The organism is Nocardiopsis sp. iso_25 (assembly GCF_056173305.1).
The window spans coordinates 1278342-1292346 of sequence record NZ_CM149667.1; the positions used below are offsets into that span (position 1 = coordinate 1278342).

At 73.2% G+C, this 14005-nt stretch carries 15 protein-coding genes; 8 read left to right on the forward strand and 7 right to left on the reverse strand.

The features are described 5' to 3' along the window. Nucleotides 1-170: 170 nt before the first annotated feature. On the reverse strand, nucleotides 171-305 hold the full coding sequence (locus AC0VX6_RS05795; protein WP_274976514.1) for a hypothetical protein: 135 nt from the start codon (nucleotides 303-305) through the stop codon (nucleotides 171-173). Nucleotides 306-645: 340 nt separating this feature from the next. Between AC0VX6_RS05795 and AC0VX6_RS05800 the strand changes: the two genes are divergently transcribed. After that, nucleotides 646-837, forward strand: coding sequence for a ferredoxin (locus AC0VX6_RS05800; protein WP_475467610.1), 192 nt, complete (start codon nucleotides 646-648; stop codon nucleotides 835-837). On the opposite strand, the gene AC0VX6_RS05805 is transcribed toward AC0VX6_RS05800, so the two are convergent. Continuing rightward, entirely contained in the window at nucleotides 821-2092 is a 1272-nt protein-coding gene (locus AC0VX6_RS05805) for an NAD(P)/FAD-dependent oxidoreductase (RefSeq protein WP_475467612.1), read from the reverse strand. The two genes, AC0VX6_RS05800 and AC0VX6_RS05805, sit on opposite strands and share 17 nt — an antisense overlap. 43 nt (nucleotides 2093-2135) lie before the next feature. Beyond that, nucleotides 2136-3098: an asparaginase gene (locus AC0VX6_RS05810; RefSeq protein ID WP_274976517.1), complete on the reverse strand. Its 963-nt coding sequence runs from the start codon at nucleotides 3096-3098 to the stop codon at nucleotides 2136-2138. A 305-nt stretch (nucleotides 3099-3403) separates the two neighbouring features. Between AC0VX6_RS05810 and AC0VX6_RS05815 the strand changes: the two genes are divergently transcribed. Continuing rightward, nucleotides 3404-4423: a 3'-5' exonuclease gene (locus AC0VX6_RS05815; RefSeq protein ID WP_475467614.1), complete on the forward strand. Its 1020-nt coding sequence runs from the start codon at nucleotides 3404-3406 to the stop codon at nucleotides 4421-4423. Here the strand turns inward: AC0VX6_RS05815 and AC0VX6_RS05820 are convergent. The 3 genes from AC0VX6_RS05820 to AC0VX6_RS05830 form a co-directional block, all read right to left on the reverse strand. Next, entirely contained in the window at nucleotides 4404-4667 is a 264-nt protein-coding gene (locus AC0VX6_RS05820) for a hypothetical protein (protein ID WP_274976519.1), read from the reverse strand. The two genes, AC0VX6_RS05815 and AC0VX6_RS05820, sit on opposite strands and share 20 nt — an antisense overlap. Nucleotides 4668-4820: 153 nt before the next feature. Further along, entirely contained in the window at nucleotides 4821-5480 is a 660-nt protein-coding gene (locus AC0VX6_RS05825; protein ID WP_475467616.1) for a TetR/AcrR family transcriptional regulator, read from the reverse strand. A gap of 147 nt (nucleotides 5481-5627) precedes the next feature. Continuing rightward, a complete protein-coding gene (locus tag AC0VX6_RS05830; protein WP_475467618.1) occupies nucleotides 5628-6509 on the reverse strand; it encodes an alpha/beta fold hydrolase in 882 nt (293 codons plus the stop codon). A gap of 107 nt (nucleotides 6510-6616) precedes the next feature. Between AC0VX6_RS05830 and AC0VX6_RS05835 the strand changes: the two genes are divergently transcribed. Beyond that, nucleotides 6617-7120 (forward strand): CGNR zinc finger domain-containing protein, encoded by a 504-nt coding sequence (locus AC0VX6_RS05835; RefSeq protein ID WP_475467620.1) that lies wholly within the window; start codon nucleotides 6617-6619, stop codon nucleotides 7118-7120. Nucleotides 7121-7138: 18 nt separating this feature from the next. On the opposite strand, the gene AC0VX6_RS05840 is transcribed toward AC0VX6_RS05835, so the two are convergent. Then, complete coding sequence (locus AC0VX6_RS05840) at nucleotides 7139-7846, reverse strand: biliverdin-producing heme oxygenase (protein ID WP_274976522.1); 708 nt, start codon at nucleotides 7844-7846, stop codon at nucleotides 7139-7141. A gap of 586 nt (nucleotides 7847-8432) precedes the next feature. Between AC0VX6_RS05840 and AC0VX6_RS05845 the strand changes: the two genes are divergently transcribed. From AC0VX6_RS05845 to AC0VX6_RS05865, 5 genes are all read left to right on the forward strand, one after another. After that, complete coding sequence (locus AC0VX6_RS05845; RefSeq protein WP_274976523.1) at nucleotides 8433-9698, forward strand: PP2C family protein-serine/threonine phosphatase; 1266 nt, start codon at nucleotides 8433-8435, stop codon at nucleotides 9696-9698. Between the two features lie 26 nt (nucleotides 9699-9724). After that, nucleotides 9725-11650, forward strand: a complete 1926-nt coding sequence (locus tag AC0VX6_RS05850; protein WP_475467623.1) for a sensor histidine kinase — start codon at nucleotides 9725-9727, stop codon at nucleotides 11648-11650. A 28-nt stretch (nucleotides 11651-11678) separates the two neighbouring features. Next, nucleotides 11679-12113 carry a response regulator gene (locus tag AC0VX6_RS05855; protein ID WP_013151498.1) on the forward strand — a complete coding sequence of 145 codons (435 nt, stop codon included), beginning with the start codon at nucleotides 11679-11681 and terminating at the stop codon, nucleotides 12111-12113. A gap of 226 nt (nucleotides 12114-12339) precedes the next feature. Further along, complete coding sequence (locus AC0VX6_RS05860; protein ID WP_274976524.1) at nucleotides 12340-12867, forward strand: low molecular weight protein-tyrosine-phosphatase; 528 nt, start codon at nucleotides 12340-12342, stop codon at nucleotides 12865-12867. 23 nt (nucleotides 12868-12890) lie between these two features. After that, entirely contained in the window at nucleotides 12891-13817 is a 927-nt protein-coding gene (locus AC0VX6_RS05865) for a fructosamine kinase family protein (protein WP_475467625.1), read from the forward strand. Nucleotides 13818-14005 lie beyond the last annotated feature (188 nt).

The following is a 14005-nucleotide window of genomic DNA, read 5'->3' on the forward strand; positions in this document are numbered from 1 at the left end:
GACGGGGGACCGCCCCGGGTCCGCGGGCGGGACGCGGGGGGTGGAGCCCCCGCCCCCCGCGTGCCCCGACCGGTCCGGCCGGGGTGCGGACGCGGCGGGGGCCGGGCGAGGCGTTCAGCGGGAGCGGGGCGGCGGGGACGTGCGCCCGCCGCCCTCCCCAGTAGCCGCGCTCAGGAGCAGCCCATCCCGGCCTGGCCGCCGATCTCGGACAGGCCCAGTTCGTCCAGCCGCTGGAGGCCCCGGTGGCGGGACGCGGCCCCGACCGGCCGACCTGCCTCGGTGGTCCCGCCTGTCCCGGTCGGCACTCCCGCTCCGCCTGCCCCGCTGAACCCGGGGGCACGGGGGTCCTGTCCGGTTCCGGTAGGGGGCGGCCTCCGCCGCCGACCCACGGCTCTCGGGATTCCCGGTGGTCTCGTCCCCCCTCACCCGTGTGCCCTTTCCCAGACGGCACCGGACGGCCCGGTGCGGTCGGCAGTGGGACAGCGTGTGCGCACCGGCGGTTCACACGACATCCGTTCTACGGACGAAAGAGAAGTTGCGGACATGCGCCGGTGCGCCGGTACAAGCCCGCGCGAGCCCGTACAGCACGCACGTCCCGGCTAGAGTCGGGGGTCACACCCCTTCCGCGCGAGGAGTCCGGCGACGATGCGAGTCGAGGTCGACTACGACCAGTGCGAGAGCAACGCCCTGTGCATGGCCGCCGCACCGGAGGTCTTCGAGGTCCGCGACGACGACTTCCTCTACCTGCTCACCGGGGAACCCGCCGCCGGGTCGCACGAACGCGTCCGCCGGGCCGAGCGCCTGTGCCCCAAGAGGGCCATCACCGTGCGGGAGTGACCCCCGCCGCCGCCAGAGCCTCGTCCCACGTCGTCGGCTTCTCCAGCAGACCCCGGTAGCGCATGGTCCTGGGCGTGGAGCGCAGCCCCATCACACCGGTGAGCATTCCGCCCCGGCCGAGGAAGGCCACGAACTTTCGGTCCTCCGGGGAGCCGTGCACGAAGGTGACCTGATCGGCGGGCGCGCCCTGTCCCAGCAGCTGGACCTTCATCTTGTATTGGTCGGACCAGAAGTAGGGCACCGGAGTGAAGGGCGTGCGCCCGCTTTCGCCCGCCAGCAGGTTGTGCGCCGCGGCCTCGCCCTGCTCGCCCGCGTTGGTCCAGTGCTCCAGGCGGATCCGCCCGCCGTAGCGCGGGTGCGGCCAGTTCGCCAGGTCGCCGACCCCGTACACGTTCGGCACCGAGGCCGCGGAGTACTCGTCGCACGCCACCGAGCCGTCGGCCAGCAGCTCCACCCCGGACCCGCGCAGCCACTCGGTGTTCAGGTGCACGCCGATCCCCGCGACCACGAGGGAGGCCTCCACCGCCGAGCCGTCGGCGAGCCGGACCCGCTCCACCCGGTCCCGGCCCTCGAAACCGGCCACGCCCACGCCCAGGCGCACGTCGACGCCGTTCTCCCGGTGCAGCTCCGTGAGGACCTCGCCGATCCGCGGATCCACGACCCGGGTCAGCGGTGTGGGCGCCGCCTCCACCAGGGTCACGTCCATGCCCGCCGCGCGGGCGCTGGCCGCCACCTCGGCGCCGACGAAACCGGCCCCGACCACCACCAGCCGGCCGCCGGAGTCGAACTCCGACCGCACCGCCTCGGCGTCGTCCAGGGTGCGCAGCACGTACACGCCCGCCAGGTCGGTGGCGGGACGGCGCGCACGCGCGCCCGTGGCGATCACCAGGCCGTCGTAGCGCACTGTCGAGGCGGCGCCGCCCGGCCCGGACACGCTCACCTCACGGGCGGCGGTGTCCAGCCCCACGGCCCGGCTGCCCGGACGGAAGTCCAGGTCCAGCGCGTCCACGGCCTCGTCCTCGCGCAAGCGCAGCGCCCGGTGGCCCACCAGCCAGCCCGGGCCGCCGCCCGCGGGATCCATGCCCACCCCGGTCAGGACCTCCTTGGACAGCGGAGGCCGCGAGTAGGGCCGGTGCGCCTCCTCGCCCAGGAGCGTCAGCCGCCCCTCGTACCCGCGTTCGCGCAGCGCCTCGGCCGTGTGCAGCCCGGCCATCCCCGCGCCGACGACGACGATGTCGTTGAGGGTGTCCCGCACGGTGGTGTCCCTTCCGGTGGTGGTTCCCCGAGGACGGGGTTCGTCAGAGTGGGCGGACCTCGCCGACGGGGGCGCCACCTCCGAGGACGTCCACGCGCAACCGGTCCTGGACGGGGGAGACGTCCACACCGAGGGTCCGCAGCGCGTCGAGTGCGACCAGCGTACGCGCCCGCTCCTCGGCGTCCCCGTCGCTGATCTTGACGGCGACGGTCTCGCCGGTGGCGGCGCTGAGCACGAGCACCCCGTCGGCGCCGACCTTGGCCACCAGGCCGGGCATCCGCCTCATGAGGTCGGTGTCGGTCCGGTCGCTGCCCGCCACGTACAGCGGGTGGGCGCTCATCGCCTCGACCACGGCCCGTTCCGGTCCGCCCTCGGGGGCGGTGCGCATGCGCCACAGGCCGCGGGCCAGACCGGTCAGGGAGACCGCCATCTGGGGCGCCCCGCAGCCGTCCACGGCGGTGTGCGCGACCGGCTCCTCGCACAGCTCCTCGATGGTCTCGCGGACCAGGACCTGGAAGGGGTGTTCGGCTTCCAGGTAGTCCCCGGTGCTCCACCCCCGGGCGACGCAGGCGGCGAGCATGCCCGCGTGCTTGCCGGAGCAGTTCATCAGCACGCGCTCGGGCTCGCGTCCGGCGCGCACGAACGCGGCGCGCGCGTCCTTGCCGCCGGGGGCGGCCGGGGGGCAGCCCAGGGCGTCGGCGGTGAGCCCGGCCGCGGCCAGGATGCGCTCGGTCTCGGCGGTGTGCGCCTCCTCACCGGAGTGGCTGCCCGCGGCGATGGCCAGCGAGGGCCCCTCCAGGCGCGCGCCCGCCCGCAGCATCGCCAGCGCCTGGAAGGGCTTGGCGGAGGAGCGCGGGAACATGGGCTGGTGCACGGGGCCGCGCGCGTAGGCGATCCGGCCGTCCGCGGCCAGTCCGACGACCGCGCCGTAGTGGACGCTCTCCAGCATTCCGGACCGGACGACCTGTGCCAGGGGGACGTACTCGGGCAGCGGGCTCTGGGGCATGCGGGCTTCTCCTCGCCGTTGAGGTCGGGGCAGGGTGCGCGTGGAGTGTCCGCCTGTGGGTGGACACGAATGAGAACGTTACATAACTCCCCTTTCTTCCGGTCGCCCCGCGGTCGCGGAACCGGCGCGGCCGGAGCCGGCCCGCGGCCCGGGGGGACCGGCCGGAGCGGTCGGCCGCCCCGCCGCCGGGAACGGCCCACCACGTGCACGGGGTCCGCTGTCGGACGCGGGGAGTAAGGTCGTTGCCGGTACGCGGCGAGGCGGGACAGCCGTTCGGCACGAGGGACGAAGGAGTGGGGCACACGATGGGAACGCTGCGGATGGGCGCGCTGACCCGGCGCAGGGTCGGCATGCGGGCGGCGGACCTGGAGTACGCGGTGCTCGACATGGAGACCACCGGCCTCGAACCGCGCGAGGGCGCGCGCATCGTGGAGATCGCCGTGGTGCGCGTGCGCGGCGACGGCAAGTTCGTGGAGGAGTTCAGCACCCTGGTCGACCCGCGCGGGCCGGTGGGCGGCCGGGAGTTCCACGGCATCGGCGAGGGCGACACCGTGGGCGCCCCGACCGCGGCCCAGGTGGTGCCCAGACTCACCGAACTGCTCTCCGGGGCGGTCGTGGTCGGCCACAACCTCGACTTCGAACAGCGCTTCCTCGCCTCGGAGCTGGTGCCCGCCGGGCTGCCCACGGGCCAGGCCGGGCTGTGCACGCTGCGCGCGCTGCGCTCACAGGTGGAGCTGGAGCGGTACTCGCTGCCCAAGGCCTCCCACCGGCTCAGCGGCGACTGGCCGACCGGACAGCACACCGCGCTGGGCGACGCCCGTGCCTGCGCCAAGCTGCTCGCGGAGATGCTCGCCAACGCCCCCGGCGAACTGCGTTACGGCGGTCCCGCGCCCAAGCGGCTCGCGGTGCCGGACCCGGTCCCAGGCCCGGGCGGCGCGGCGGGGTCCGTCCGCTGGAAGCCGCGCACGGCGTCGGTGCCCGGCGGGCTGCCTCCGCTGAGCCCCTGGCGGGCGCGGTGGCGGCCCCACGAGCTCGACCCGCTGCTGTGCGGCGGGGCCTTCGGCGCCACGGACCGCGCCATCGCTGAGATGGCCGCGCACCGCGACACCCGTTTCCGCGAGCGGCTGGCCGCGGCCGCCGCGGTGACGGGCGGACTCGCGGCCACCGCCGCGGGCGGCCTGCTGCTGCGCATGGCCGGCGGCGCGAGCACGCGCGTCCCCGGTCATCCGGCCGGACGCGGCGACGGCTCCCCGGCGCGGCTGCTCGGCCGGATCGGCCGGTCCGCGTTCGGGGACCGGCCGGGGTTCACAGACCGGAGAGCGTGAGGAAGAACGCCACGATCAGCGCGCTTCCGCCGAGGGTGGTGAGCAGCGCCTTGCCCGGTTCGGTGAGCCGGGCCGACACCAGTCTCACGCGGGGGCGCACCATCTCCGGGCTCCGCGCGGCGGCCACGGAGCCGCCGCGGCCGGGGCGGGGCGACGGGATCCGCCCGGGGACGTAGCTGGGGACCTTGTCGAACATGGCGACCGCCACCAGGACGGCGCCGAGGAGGATCAGCACGAGGGACACGTCGGAGAGGGCCTCACACTCGGTCGAAGGGGCGACCGCCCGAGGGGCGGTCGGGGCCACCGATTCTGACCGATGTCGCCGTACCGTTGCGACTTGATATCGCCTAGCCAACGTTGTGGCGCAGGTTATGGGCCAGCCCTTATGGCTACGTGTTCACGAGTCGCGACTCCGGGTGTTCCTCGCGGCGGTTTGCGGAAGAACGGTGTCCACGGTTTCGGTCGCCACACCGAGGGCGCGGAGCACGAACCGTGTGACCAGGGCGTGGGTCTCGTCGAGGTCGATCTCCCCGCTGACGAGGGGCAGGCGCTGGGAGCCGACCATCGACAGGGCCAGCCGGGAGACGGGCTCGGCGGGCAGGGGGTCGAACTCGCCCGCGGCGGTGCCCTCCTCCAGGATCTCGGTCAGCAGGCGCTGCATGGGCGCCACGTGGGCGGCGAGCGCCTGGTAGGCGTCCGGGCCGAGACTGGCCCCGAGTTCGGCGGCGGGCGGGTGCGGATGCGCCATGATGCCCTCCAACTGGAGGCGGACGAACGCCGAGAGCCGCCGCGCCGCCGAGACGCCCGAGGGGAGTTCGCGCCGGTACCGCTCCACGAACGCGCTGTTGACCTGCTCGGTGAAGGCCAGGAGCAGCGCGGGCTTGTCGGGGAAGTAGTTGTACAGGGCGGTACGGGTGATCCCCGCGGAGTTGGCCACGTCGGTCATGGAGATGCGGTCGATCCCCTGGGTCCGGATCAGCTCGTCGACGGCGTCCATGATGCGATCCCGTGTGCGGGCACGGTGGGCGGCGATGGTCGGCGCCGTGATCTTGGGCATCCTCCTATGGTGTCACGCCCGGGGACGGTCCGGGGTGGTGTCCGGTGACCGTGCGCGACGGCGGTGACGGGGCGGCCTGAGGGGCGGAGTGGGCCCGGGCGCGCTCAGACCGGCGCCTGCGGGCCACCGGCTCCGCCCGCGCGGGCGTCATTCCCGGGGCGCCGTCAGCGTACGGGTCAGGAAGTCCCGGACGTGGTCGGCGGTGCCGTCCAGGTGGCTCTCCAGGAGGAAGTGGCCGCCTCCGGGGACCAGGCGGATCTCGGCGTCCGGCAGGTCGCGGGCGAAGGCCCGCGCGCCGTCGGGGCCGAAGATGCGGTCCTCCGCCCCCCACACGGCCAGGAGCGGGACGCGGCTCTCCCGGAAGTAGGCGTGCACCCGCGGGTAGAGGGGCGGGTTGGTGGCGTAGTCGCGGAAGAGGGCGAGCTGGACGAGGTCGTTGCCGGGGCGGCTGATGTCGCGGTGGTCGGCCGTCCAGGTGTCGGGGTCGACCAGTTCGGGGCGGTCCACCCCGTGCAGGTACTGCCAGCGGATCGCGTCGAGGCCGAGGGCGCCGCGGACCGCCGGTTCCGTCGCGGGCCCCGGGTCCTTCGCGTAGGCCCACACGGGCGCCCAGAACTCTGGGACGAAGCCTTCCTCGTAGGCGTTGCCGTTCTGGGTGACCACCGCGGTGACCGCGTCCGGGTCGCGCAGCGCGAGCCGCCACCCGATGGGCGCGCCGTAGTCCTGCACGTACACGGCGTACCCGGTGACGCCGAGCCCGGCCAGGAGCGCCTCCGTGACGTCGGTGAGCGCGTCGAACGTGTACGCGAACGCGTCGGCGGGCGGCGCGTCGGAGCGGCCGAAGCCGAGGTGGTCGGGGGCGATGACGCGGAACCGGTCGGCCAGCCGCGGGATCAGTCGGCGGAACATGCGCGAGCTGGTGGGGAACCCGTGCAGGAGCACCAGGACGGGCGCGTGGCGGGGCCCCGCCTCCCGGTAGAAGACGCGGTGTCCGCGGACGGTGGCGTACTGGTGGCGGATCTCCGTCATGACTAACCCTCCAAGGCAACTTTGATGGTTATCGCTGTCCCCAGTGGAGCGGATGCGGGGTAACCTGTCAAGTCGATGAAGAGGGTTAGTCCGGGAGGTGGGCCGACATGATCGACGAGGAAGCGCTGCTCGAAGCGCTGAACAGCACTCCGGTGGTGGACGGACGGCAGCGGGACCTGTGGGCCGATGACGCCGTGCCGCGGCGGTGGGCGCGCGAGCACGGCGGTTCCGACGACGCGTCGGCGATCGGCTGGCTGCGGGCGGCGAGGGACGCGCTCCAGGCCGCCACGCGCGGCCCCGTGCCCGAGGCGCGGATACGGCGGATGCTCGACGGGGTCTCCCGCGTCCCCGACGTCGACGGGTCGGACCTGCGGTGGCCCCTCCAGGCGCCGCCCGAGCGGATGCTCGCGGTGGAACTGGTGCTCGCCTGGTACGACGTCCAGGAGCGCAGGCCCGGGCGGCTGCGCCCCTGCGGCAACGACGAGTGCCGCCTCTTCCTCCTCGACCGCAGCCGCGCCAACACCGCCCGCTGGTGCTCGATGAGGACCTGCGGCAACCGCCTGAAGGCCCGCCGCCACCAGGAGCGCGCCCGCCGGGCCCCGGAGGCCTGACGGGCGCGCGGCCGGGGCTCAGGCGGCGTCGGCGTCCGCTCCGGCCCCCGGCGCGTACATCCGGCCCAGGTCGGCGAACACCTCGGTGTTGAGCTGGTAGGCCAGCCGGGTCTCGGCCACCAGGCGGGCGGCCGCTGCCTCGCCCAGGTCCAGGGAGTCGAGCCGCTCCCGGTAACCGGTGCGGAAGCGGGGCAGGCTGCCCAGCGCGTCGAAGACGTAGAAGGAGACGCCGGCCGCGTCGGTCAGGCCGTAGGTGCTGGCGGCCGTGCGGCGGATGAACTGCCCGCCGGACACGTCGCCCATGTAGCGGGTGTAGTGGTGCGCGACGAACCCCTCCGGGTGGTCGGCCATCTGCTCGATGCGCGCCGCGTAGGTGCGGGTGGCCGGGGTGGGGGCGATCCTGTCGCGCCAGTCGGCGCCGAGCAGGTGCTCCAGGTCGCGGACCAGCGCGGGGACCCGCTCCAGTTCCGGGTAGTGGAACCTCCCGGCGACGGGGTCCCCCGCCAGGCGCCGGCCGGTCTCCTCCAGCGCGACGTAGGCGAAGTAGTGCTGGGCGACCATGCCGGTGTACCCGTCCAGGGAGAGCGTGCCGTCCATGAGGGCCCGGGTGAACCCGTGGTCCTCGGCGGCCTGGTGGTCGCTCCAGGTCGCCGCGCGCAGGCGTTCGGAGAACGTCTGGGGGGTGTCGGGGGCGGTCGTCGCGGGAACCTCGGCCGTTGCGCTCATCGGTGCTCTTCCGCCTTCCGTCCGGCACGTTTATGACATCATGTCATTTAGACGGAGGCCGCTGTCAAGGGGGATATGACACCTTGTCATGAAAATCTGTCGGCGCGCCGGTGGCCGCCGCACCCCTCTCCTCCGGCGGGTCCGCCGCCCCGGCCCTTGTCCCCGGGGCCGTCTTCCCGCTCCCGGATGAGCCTCCCGCAGGGGCGCCGACCTCTCCGGAGAGGTCTCGGGTACGCTCGAAGAAATCCAGCGCGTGTCCCCCGTCACACCCTGCATGTGCTCGTGCATGGGCATATGCCCGTTCCGTCCGCACGTCGGAGCGGAGCGTCAGCGGGTTCCCCACCGCGGGCCAACAGGCCCTCACACAGGGAGAACAGGACTGTGATCCCGGTCTCCGGCGTCGGATGTGTCTCGTCACGGCCGCTGGTCAACAGGTCACCGGGGCGATTATCGTTTGGGTGTCGTGCGGTCCGGACCGCAGGGAGAACCCGGGGCGCTCCCCGGGGATCACACGGCGCGACACGGCACCCACGAACCGGCAGACCAAGGGCGATGAGTGGATACCAGGAGAACAGGGCACGATCCCGTGACGGTGATCGGCGGGGAGGCGGCACGGGCCGTCTCCGCCGACGGCGCTGCCTCGCACGACGGGGCCTTCCTGGGCGACGACACCGTCCCGAACGAGCGGGTGGAGGCTGCTGTCGAACCGGTTGACGTCCTACTCATAGAAGACGACCCCGGGGACGCCTTCCTCGCCGAGGAGCTGCTCGACGAGACGGCCCTGCCCACGCACATCACCTGGGTCCCCACACTCGCCGAGGCGCGCCGGCACCTGGAGGACTTCCGGGGCTGCGTGCTGCTCGACCTCAACCTCCCCGACGCCCACGGGCTGGACCTGCTCCGCGAGGTCCTGGAGGGCGCGCCCGCGGCCGCCGTCGTCGTCCTCACCGGACTCGACGACGAGCACGAGGGCGTCGCCGCCGTGGCCGCGGGCGCCCAGGACTACCTCGTCAAGGGCCAGGTCGACGGCTCCCTGCTCGGTCGCAGCCTGCGCTACTCCCTGGAGCGCCGCCGCGCCGACGAGAACGCCCGCCAGCTGCGCGAGGCCCGCATGAGCGCCCGCGAGAACATGCGCCTCGAACGCGGACTCCTGCCCCAGGTCCTGCTCCAGCGCTCGCCCCTGGAACACCTGGCCTACTACCGCCCCGGCCGCAAGCGCGCCCTGGTCGGCGGGGACTTCTACGACGCGGTCGAGAAGGACGGCACGACCCACGTCATCATCGGCGACGTCAGCGGGCACGGCCCCGACGAGGCCGCGCTCGGAGTCAGCCTGCGCATCGCCTGGCGCGCCCTCATCATGGGCGGCGTCGACGAGGACAAGGTGCTGACCAACCTGGAGGACATCCTGGTCACCGAGCGGGCCCAGGAGGAGATGTACGCCACCCTGTGCATGGCCAGCCTGGACACCGGCGACGACCGGGTCAGGCTCCGCGTTCTGGGCCACCCGCCGCCCATGGTCCTGCGCGACGGCGCCGTCGAGGAGACCCGCGTCACCCCGCAGCCGCCCCTGGGGGTCTTCCCCGTCGAACAGACCGACACCGACACGGTGGTGCTCCCCACCGGGGCGACCATGCTCTTCTACACCGACGGCCTCGTGGACGCCTACGACGGCGCCCCGCCCGCCCGCCTGGAGGTCGCGGGCCTGCGCCGGATGGTCTCCGGCGTGCTGGAACGGGGCACCTCCCTGGCCGGGCTGCCCGAAAGCCTGGTGGACGAGGCCGAGCGCAGCAACGGCGGACCGCTCCAGGACGACGTGGCGATGCTGCTCATCACACACGGAGAACCCGAGTGAGACCCGTGACCGGAGAGGGGACGGCCATGGAGACCGAGGAATCCGGGCCCGCCCCGGACACCGGCGTGCACGGCGGGGCCTCGACCGGCGGCACGCACTTCGTCAACGGCACCAACCGCGAGGGGAAGCGCTCGCCCCACCAGTCGTGGAGCCTGCGGCGGCGCGTCACGAGCCTGCTGGCCGTGGTCGCCGTCGTCCTGGTCGTGGCGGTGTCCGTCATCACCCTGGCGGCGTTCCAGGCCCGCGAGTCCCTGGCGCTCCAGGTCGACTCCCTGACGCCCGCCGTGAGCGCGGTCGAGCAGACGCACTCGGCCTACCTCACCCAGGACCACGCCCTGCGCGGCTACATCCTCACCCAGGACCGCGAGTTCCTCCAGCCCTACGTCGAGAGCCAGCTGACGCTGACGGAGAACCAGGCCGTCCTGGCCCAGCTGGCCGAGGACAACCCCGAGGTGGCCACCAACGTCGACGACCTGCTCACCGCGGGCCGGGTGTGGACCGAGGAGTTCGCCGAGCCCGCCCTGGAGCAGGTCAGCAGCGGCCAGGAGGTCACCCAGGAGGAGCTGCGGCGCGGCCGGGTCCTCTTCCTGGAGCTCAGCCGGATCAGCGACGCCACCACCAGCCAGTTGGAGGCGGAGATCAAGGAGGCCCGCGAGGGCCTGACCCTGGCCACCCAGCAGGTCGTGGCCCTGCTGGTCCTGGTCGGCCTGGTCGTGGTGTTCCTGTCCGTGTTCCTGTGGGTGATGCTCCAGCAGTGGGTCCTGCGCCCCCTGGAGGAACTCGCCGGGCACATGCGCCAGGTGTCGGAGGGCTACTACGCCCACCGGATCTCCCTGCACGGCCCGCCGGAGATCGTCCGGCTCGGCCGGGACGTGGACGCCATGCGCGAGCGCATCGTGCAGGACCTGGACGAGGTCGCCTCCGCGCGGCGCAAGCTCCAGGAGCAGTCCGTCCTCATGGAGAACCAGACCGAGGAGCTGCGCCGCTCCAACCTGGAGCTGGAGCAGTTCGCCTACGTCGCCTCCCACGACCTCCAGGAGCCGCTGCGCAAGGTGGCGAGCTTCTGCCAGCTGCTCCAGCGGCGCTACCACGGGCAGCTGGACGAGCGCGCCGACTCCTACATCGACTTCGCGGTCGAGGGCGCCAAGCGCATGCAGACCCTCATCAACGACCTGCTGGCCTTCTCCCAGGTCGGCCGGGTCAGGAACTTCGCGCCGGTCGCCCTCGACGACGCGCTGGACGACGCCCTGAGCAGCCTGTCCACCCGCCTGGAGGAGGCCGACGCCGAGGTCACCCGGGACCCGATGCCGACCGTGCAGGGGGACCGAACCCTGCTCACCCAGGTGTTCTTCAACCTCGTGGGCAACGCCGTGAAGTTCCGCGGCGAGGAGGACCCCCGGGTCCACATCAGCGTCGAACGGCGCGGTGACGAGTGGGTGTTCTGCTGCTCCGACAACGGGATCGGAATCGAACCGCAGTACGCGGAGCGCATCTTCGTGATCTTCCAGCGGTTGCATACCAGGGACAAGTACACGGGGACCGGCATCGGCCTGGCGATGTGCAAGAAGATCGTGGAGTTCCACGGGGGTCGGATCTGGCTGGAAACCGGCTCCCAGGGTTCCGGGGAAACCGAAACCTCAGGTGACCGGGACTCTGGTCGGACCGGAACGCGCATATGCTGGTCCTTGCCCGCCGACCCCGCGGAGGACGAGGACCCGGCCCCCGAGAGGGGAACCGCCGAGCCCCTCGCCGCCGATAGCGGGGAGGAGGGCACCGAGGACGCCGAGACCACCCCCGAGGACTCGGCTCCGACGGCCGCACGACAGCCCACGGGTACGGACAACCCTGGGGAGGACGGCGCCGAACCGGACGACAGGCCCGGCGGCGCCCGCTCCGCCCAGCCCGACACCGGTGGCGGTACGGTTCCCCCCGGTCACGGGGCGGGACCCTGAGCAGGGGTCTGGAAGCTTGAGCGAGGTCATGTTGGTGCATCCCATCGAGGTGCTGCTGGTCGAGGACGACCCCGGCGACGTCCTGATGACCAGGGAGGCGTTCGAGGAACACAAGCTGGGCAACCGCCTGCACGTGGTCTCCGACGGTGTCGAGGCGCTGCGCTTCCTGCGCCGCGAGGAGGAGTTCGCCGACGCGCCCCGCCCCCACCTGATCCTGCTCGACCTCAACCTGCCCCGCAAGGACGGCAGGGAGGTGCTGGAGGAGGTCAAGAACGACGAGGACCTCGCGCACATCCCCGTCGTGGTGCTCACCACCTCCGAGGCGGAGGAGGACGTGCTGCGCAGCTACCGCCTGCACGCCAACGCCTACGTCCCCAAGCCGGTGGACTTCGACCAGTTCATACGGGTGGTCCGGCAGATCGACGACTTCTTCGTCAGCGTGGTGCGCCTGCCCAAGGGGTAGGCGGCGCGCCCGCTCCAGGCGGTGAGTGCGTCGCAGGGGCCGCTCGCGGGGTTTTCCACAGCCGCGCGCGGGGGCTACCGTGGCGCGCCCGCGCGCGGTTCCATGGATACAGGGGGGCCACCCACCCCTCCCGCTTCGCGCTGCCCCGCGTGACGCCCCGCCCCGCCCGGCGAACGCGCGGGAGCCGCAACACGTGGCCGCAACGGTTTTTCGTTACGGTAAGGGCATGAGCTTGCCGGAACCGCGTGACCCCGCTGGTCCCTACCGCGTCAGTGTGGTGTGCCTGGGCAACATCTGCCGCTCGCCCATGGCGGAGAAGATCCTCGCCGCCGACCTCGAACGCGCCGGGATGAGCGATCTCGTGGCGGTGGACAGCTTCGGCACGGGCGACTGGCACGTGGGCGGCGGCATGGACCCGCGCGCGGCCTCCACCCTGCGCGTGCACGGCTACCTCACCAGCCACACCGCCCGCCAGTTCGCCCACGACGTCCTCGCCGACCGGGACCTCGTCCTCGCCATGGACCTGGACAACGTCGACGAGATCCGGCGCGTCGTCGACGAGTACGGTGAGGAGTACGGGTTCGACATGTCGCGGGTCCGCCTCTTCCGCTCCTTCGCGCCCGGCACCGGCCCCAACCCGGAGGTCCCCGACCCCTACTACGGCGGCGACGACGGGTTCACCGCCGTACTCAACATGGTGGAGTCCGCGGCCAAGGGCCTCACCGGAGAACTCGTCACCCGGTTGAGGCGGTAGCGCGGGTGAGGGGGGAGCGGATCGTGCGGGACTTCGGAGGCGACGGCGGCGACGGGCCCGGGGAGGGCCGCCGCAGGGACCCGGTCGACGGAACCATGGCCGAACGCCTCACCGTCCTGCTCGACCGCGACGTCAGGCGGGCCGCCCGCGCGGGCAGCAGCCACGACTGGGACATCTACTACGCCGAACTCACCGACGGCACCCGCCTGTTCGTCAAGTCCCTGGTGCGCGGAGCCCCGCCCAGCGGGGTGCTGACCGCCGAGGCGCGCGGCCTGGACTGGCTGGGCCGGACCTTCGGCTCACCCGCCGTCGACGTCGTGGCCTGGGACGACCGCATCCTCGTCCTGCCGTGGATCGAGGAGCGCGAACCCACCGTCCAGGCCGCCGAACGCCTCGGCCGCCAACTCGCCGGGATGCACCTGACCGGCGCCGACCGCTTCGGCGCCGCCTGGCCCGGCTACATCGGCCCCCTGACGATGGACAACACCCCCTCCCGGGACTGGCCGCGCTTCTACGCCGAGCAGCGGCTGCGCCCCTACCTGCGCCAGGCCCTGGACCAGGGCTCCCTCACCCCGTCCGACGGCCGGGTGGTCGAGAAGGTGGTCGACGCCGTCGCCGACCTCGCCGGAGAGCCCGAGGAGCCCGCGCGCGTCCACGGCGACCTGTGGAGCGGCAACGTCCTCTGGCGGGCGCAGGACGCGGTGGTCATCGACCCGGCCGCGCACGGCGGGCACCGCGAGGCCGACCTGGCCATGCTGGCCCTGTTCGGCCTGCCCCACCTGGAACGGGTCCGCGACGCTTACAACGAGGTGGCGCCGCTGGCCTCCGGGTGGCGGTCACGGGTCGCCCTGCACCAGCTGCACCCGCTGCTGGTCCACGTGTGCCTGTTCGGCGCCGCCTACCGCACCACGACCCTGGAGGCCGCGCGCACCGCCCTGCGCGGCGGCTGACGGCGCTGGTCCCTCCGGGCGGTGACTGGCCGTGCCGGTCGTCTCGGTCCCGGGTGGCCTGGCCGTGCCGGTCGGCCTGGACAGTGGTTGACCGTGCAGACCGTCCGGTGCCGCCGGAACCGGGGAGTCGCTGACCCCTCCGGCGGGGCCGCTGGGGGACGCGCACTATGCTCACCACTTGCCCGGCG

Excerpts from the sequence above, each read along its gene's own strand:
- AC0VX6_RS05800 (WP_475467610.1), top strand. The coding sequence starts at position 646 with ATGCGAGTCGAGGTCGACTACGACCAGTGCGAGAGCAACGCCCTGTGC.
- AC0VX6_RS05810 (WP_274976517.1), bottom strand. The coding sequence starts at position 3,098 with ATGCCCCAGAGCCCGCTGCCCGAGTACGTCCCCCTGGCACAGGTCGTC.
- AC0VX6_RS05815 (WP_475467614.1), top strand. The coding sequence starts at position 3,404 with ATGGGAACGCTGCGGATGGGCGCGCTGACCCGGCGCAGGGTCGGCATG.
- AC0VX6_RS05825 (WP_475467616.1), bottom strand. The coding sequence starts at position 5,480 with ATGCCCAAGATCACGGCGCCGACCATCGCCGCCCACCGTGCCCGCACA.
- AC0VX6_RS05830 (WP_475467618.1), bottom strand. The coding sequence starts at position 6,509 with ATGACGGAGATCCGCCACCAGTACGCCACCGTCCGCGGACACCGCGTC.
- AC0VX6_RS05835 (WP_475467620.1), top strand. The coding sequence starts at position 6,617 with ATGATCGACGAGGAAGCGCTGCTCGAAGCGCTGAACAGCACTCCGGTG.
- AC0VX6_RS05840 (WP_274976522.1), bottom strand. The coding sequence starts at position 7,846 with ATGAGCGCAACGGCCGAGGTTCCCGCGACGACCGCCCCCGACACCCCC.
- AC0VX6_RS05850 (WP_475467623.1), top strand. The coding sequence starts at position 9,725 with ATGGAGACCGAGGAATCCGGGCCCGCCCCGGACACCGGCGTGCACGGC.
- AC0VX6_RS05855 (WP_013151498.1), top strand. The coding sequence starts at position 11,679 with ATGTTGGTGCATCCCATCGAGGTGCTGCTGGTCGAGGACGACCCCGGC.
- AC0VX6_RS05860 (WP_274976524.1), top strand. The coding sequence starts at position 12,340 with ATGAGCTTGCCGGAACCGCGTGACCCCGCTGGTCCCTACCGCGTCAGT.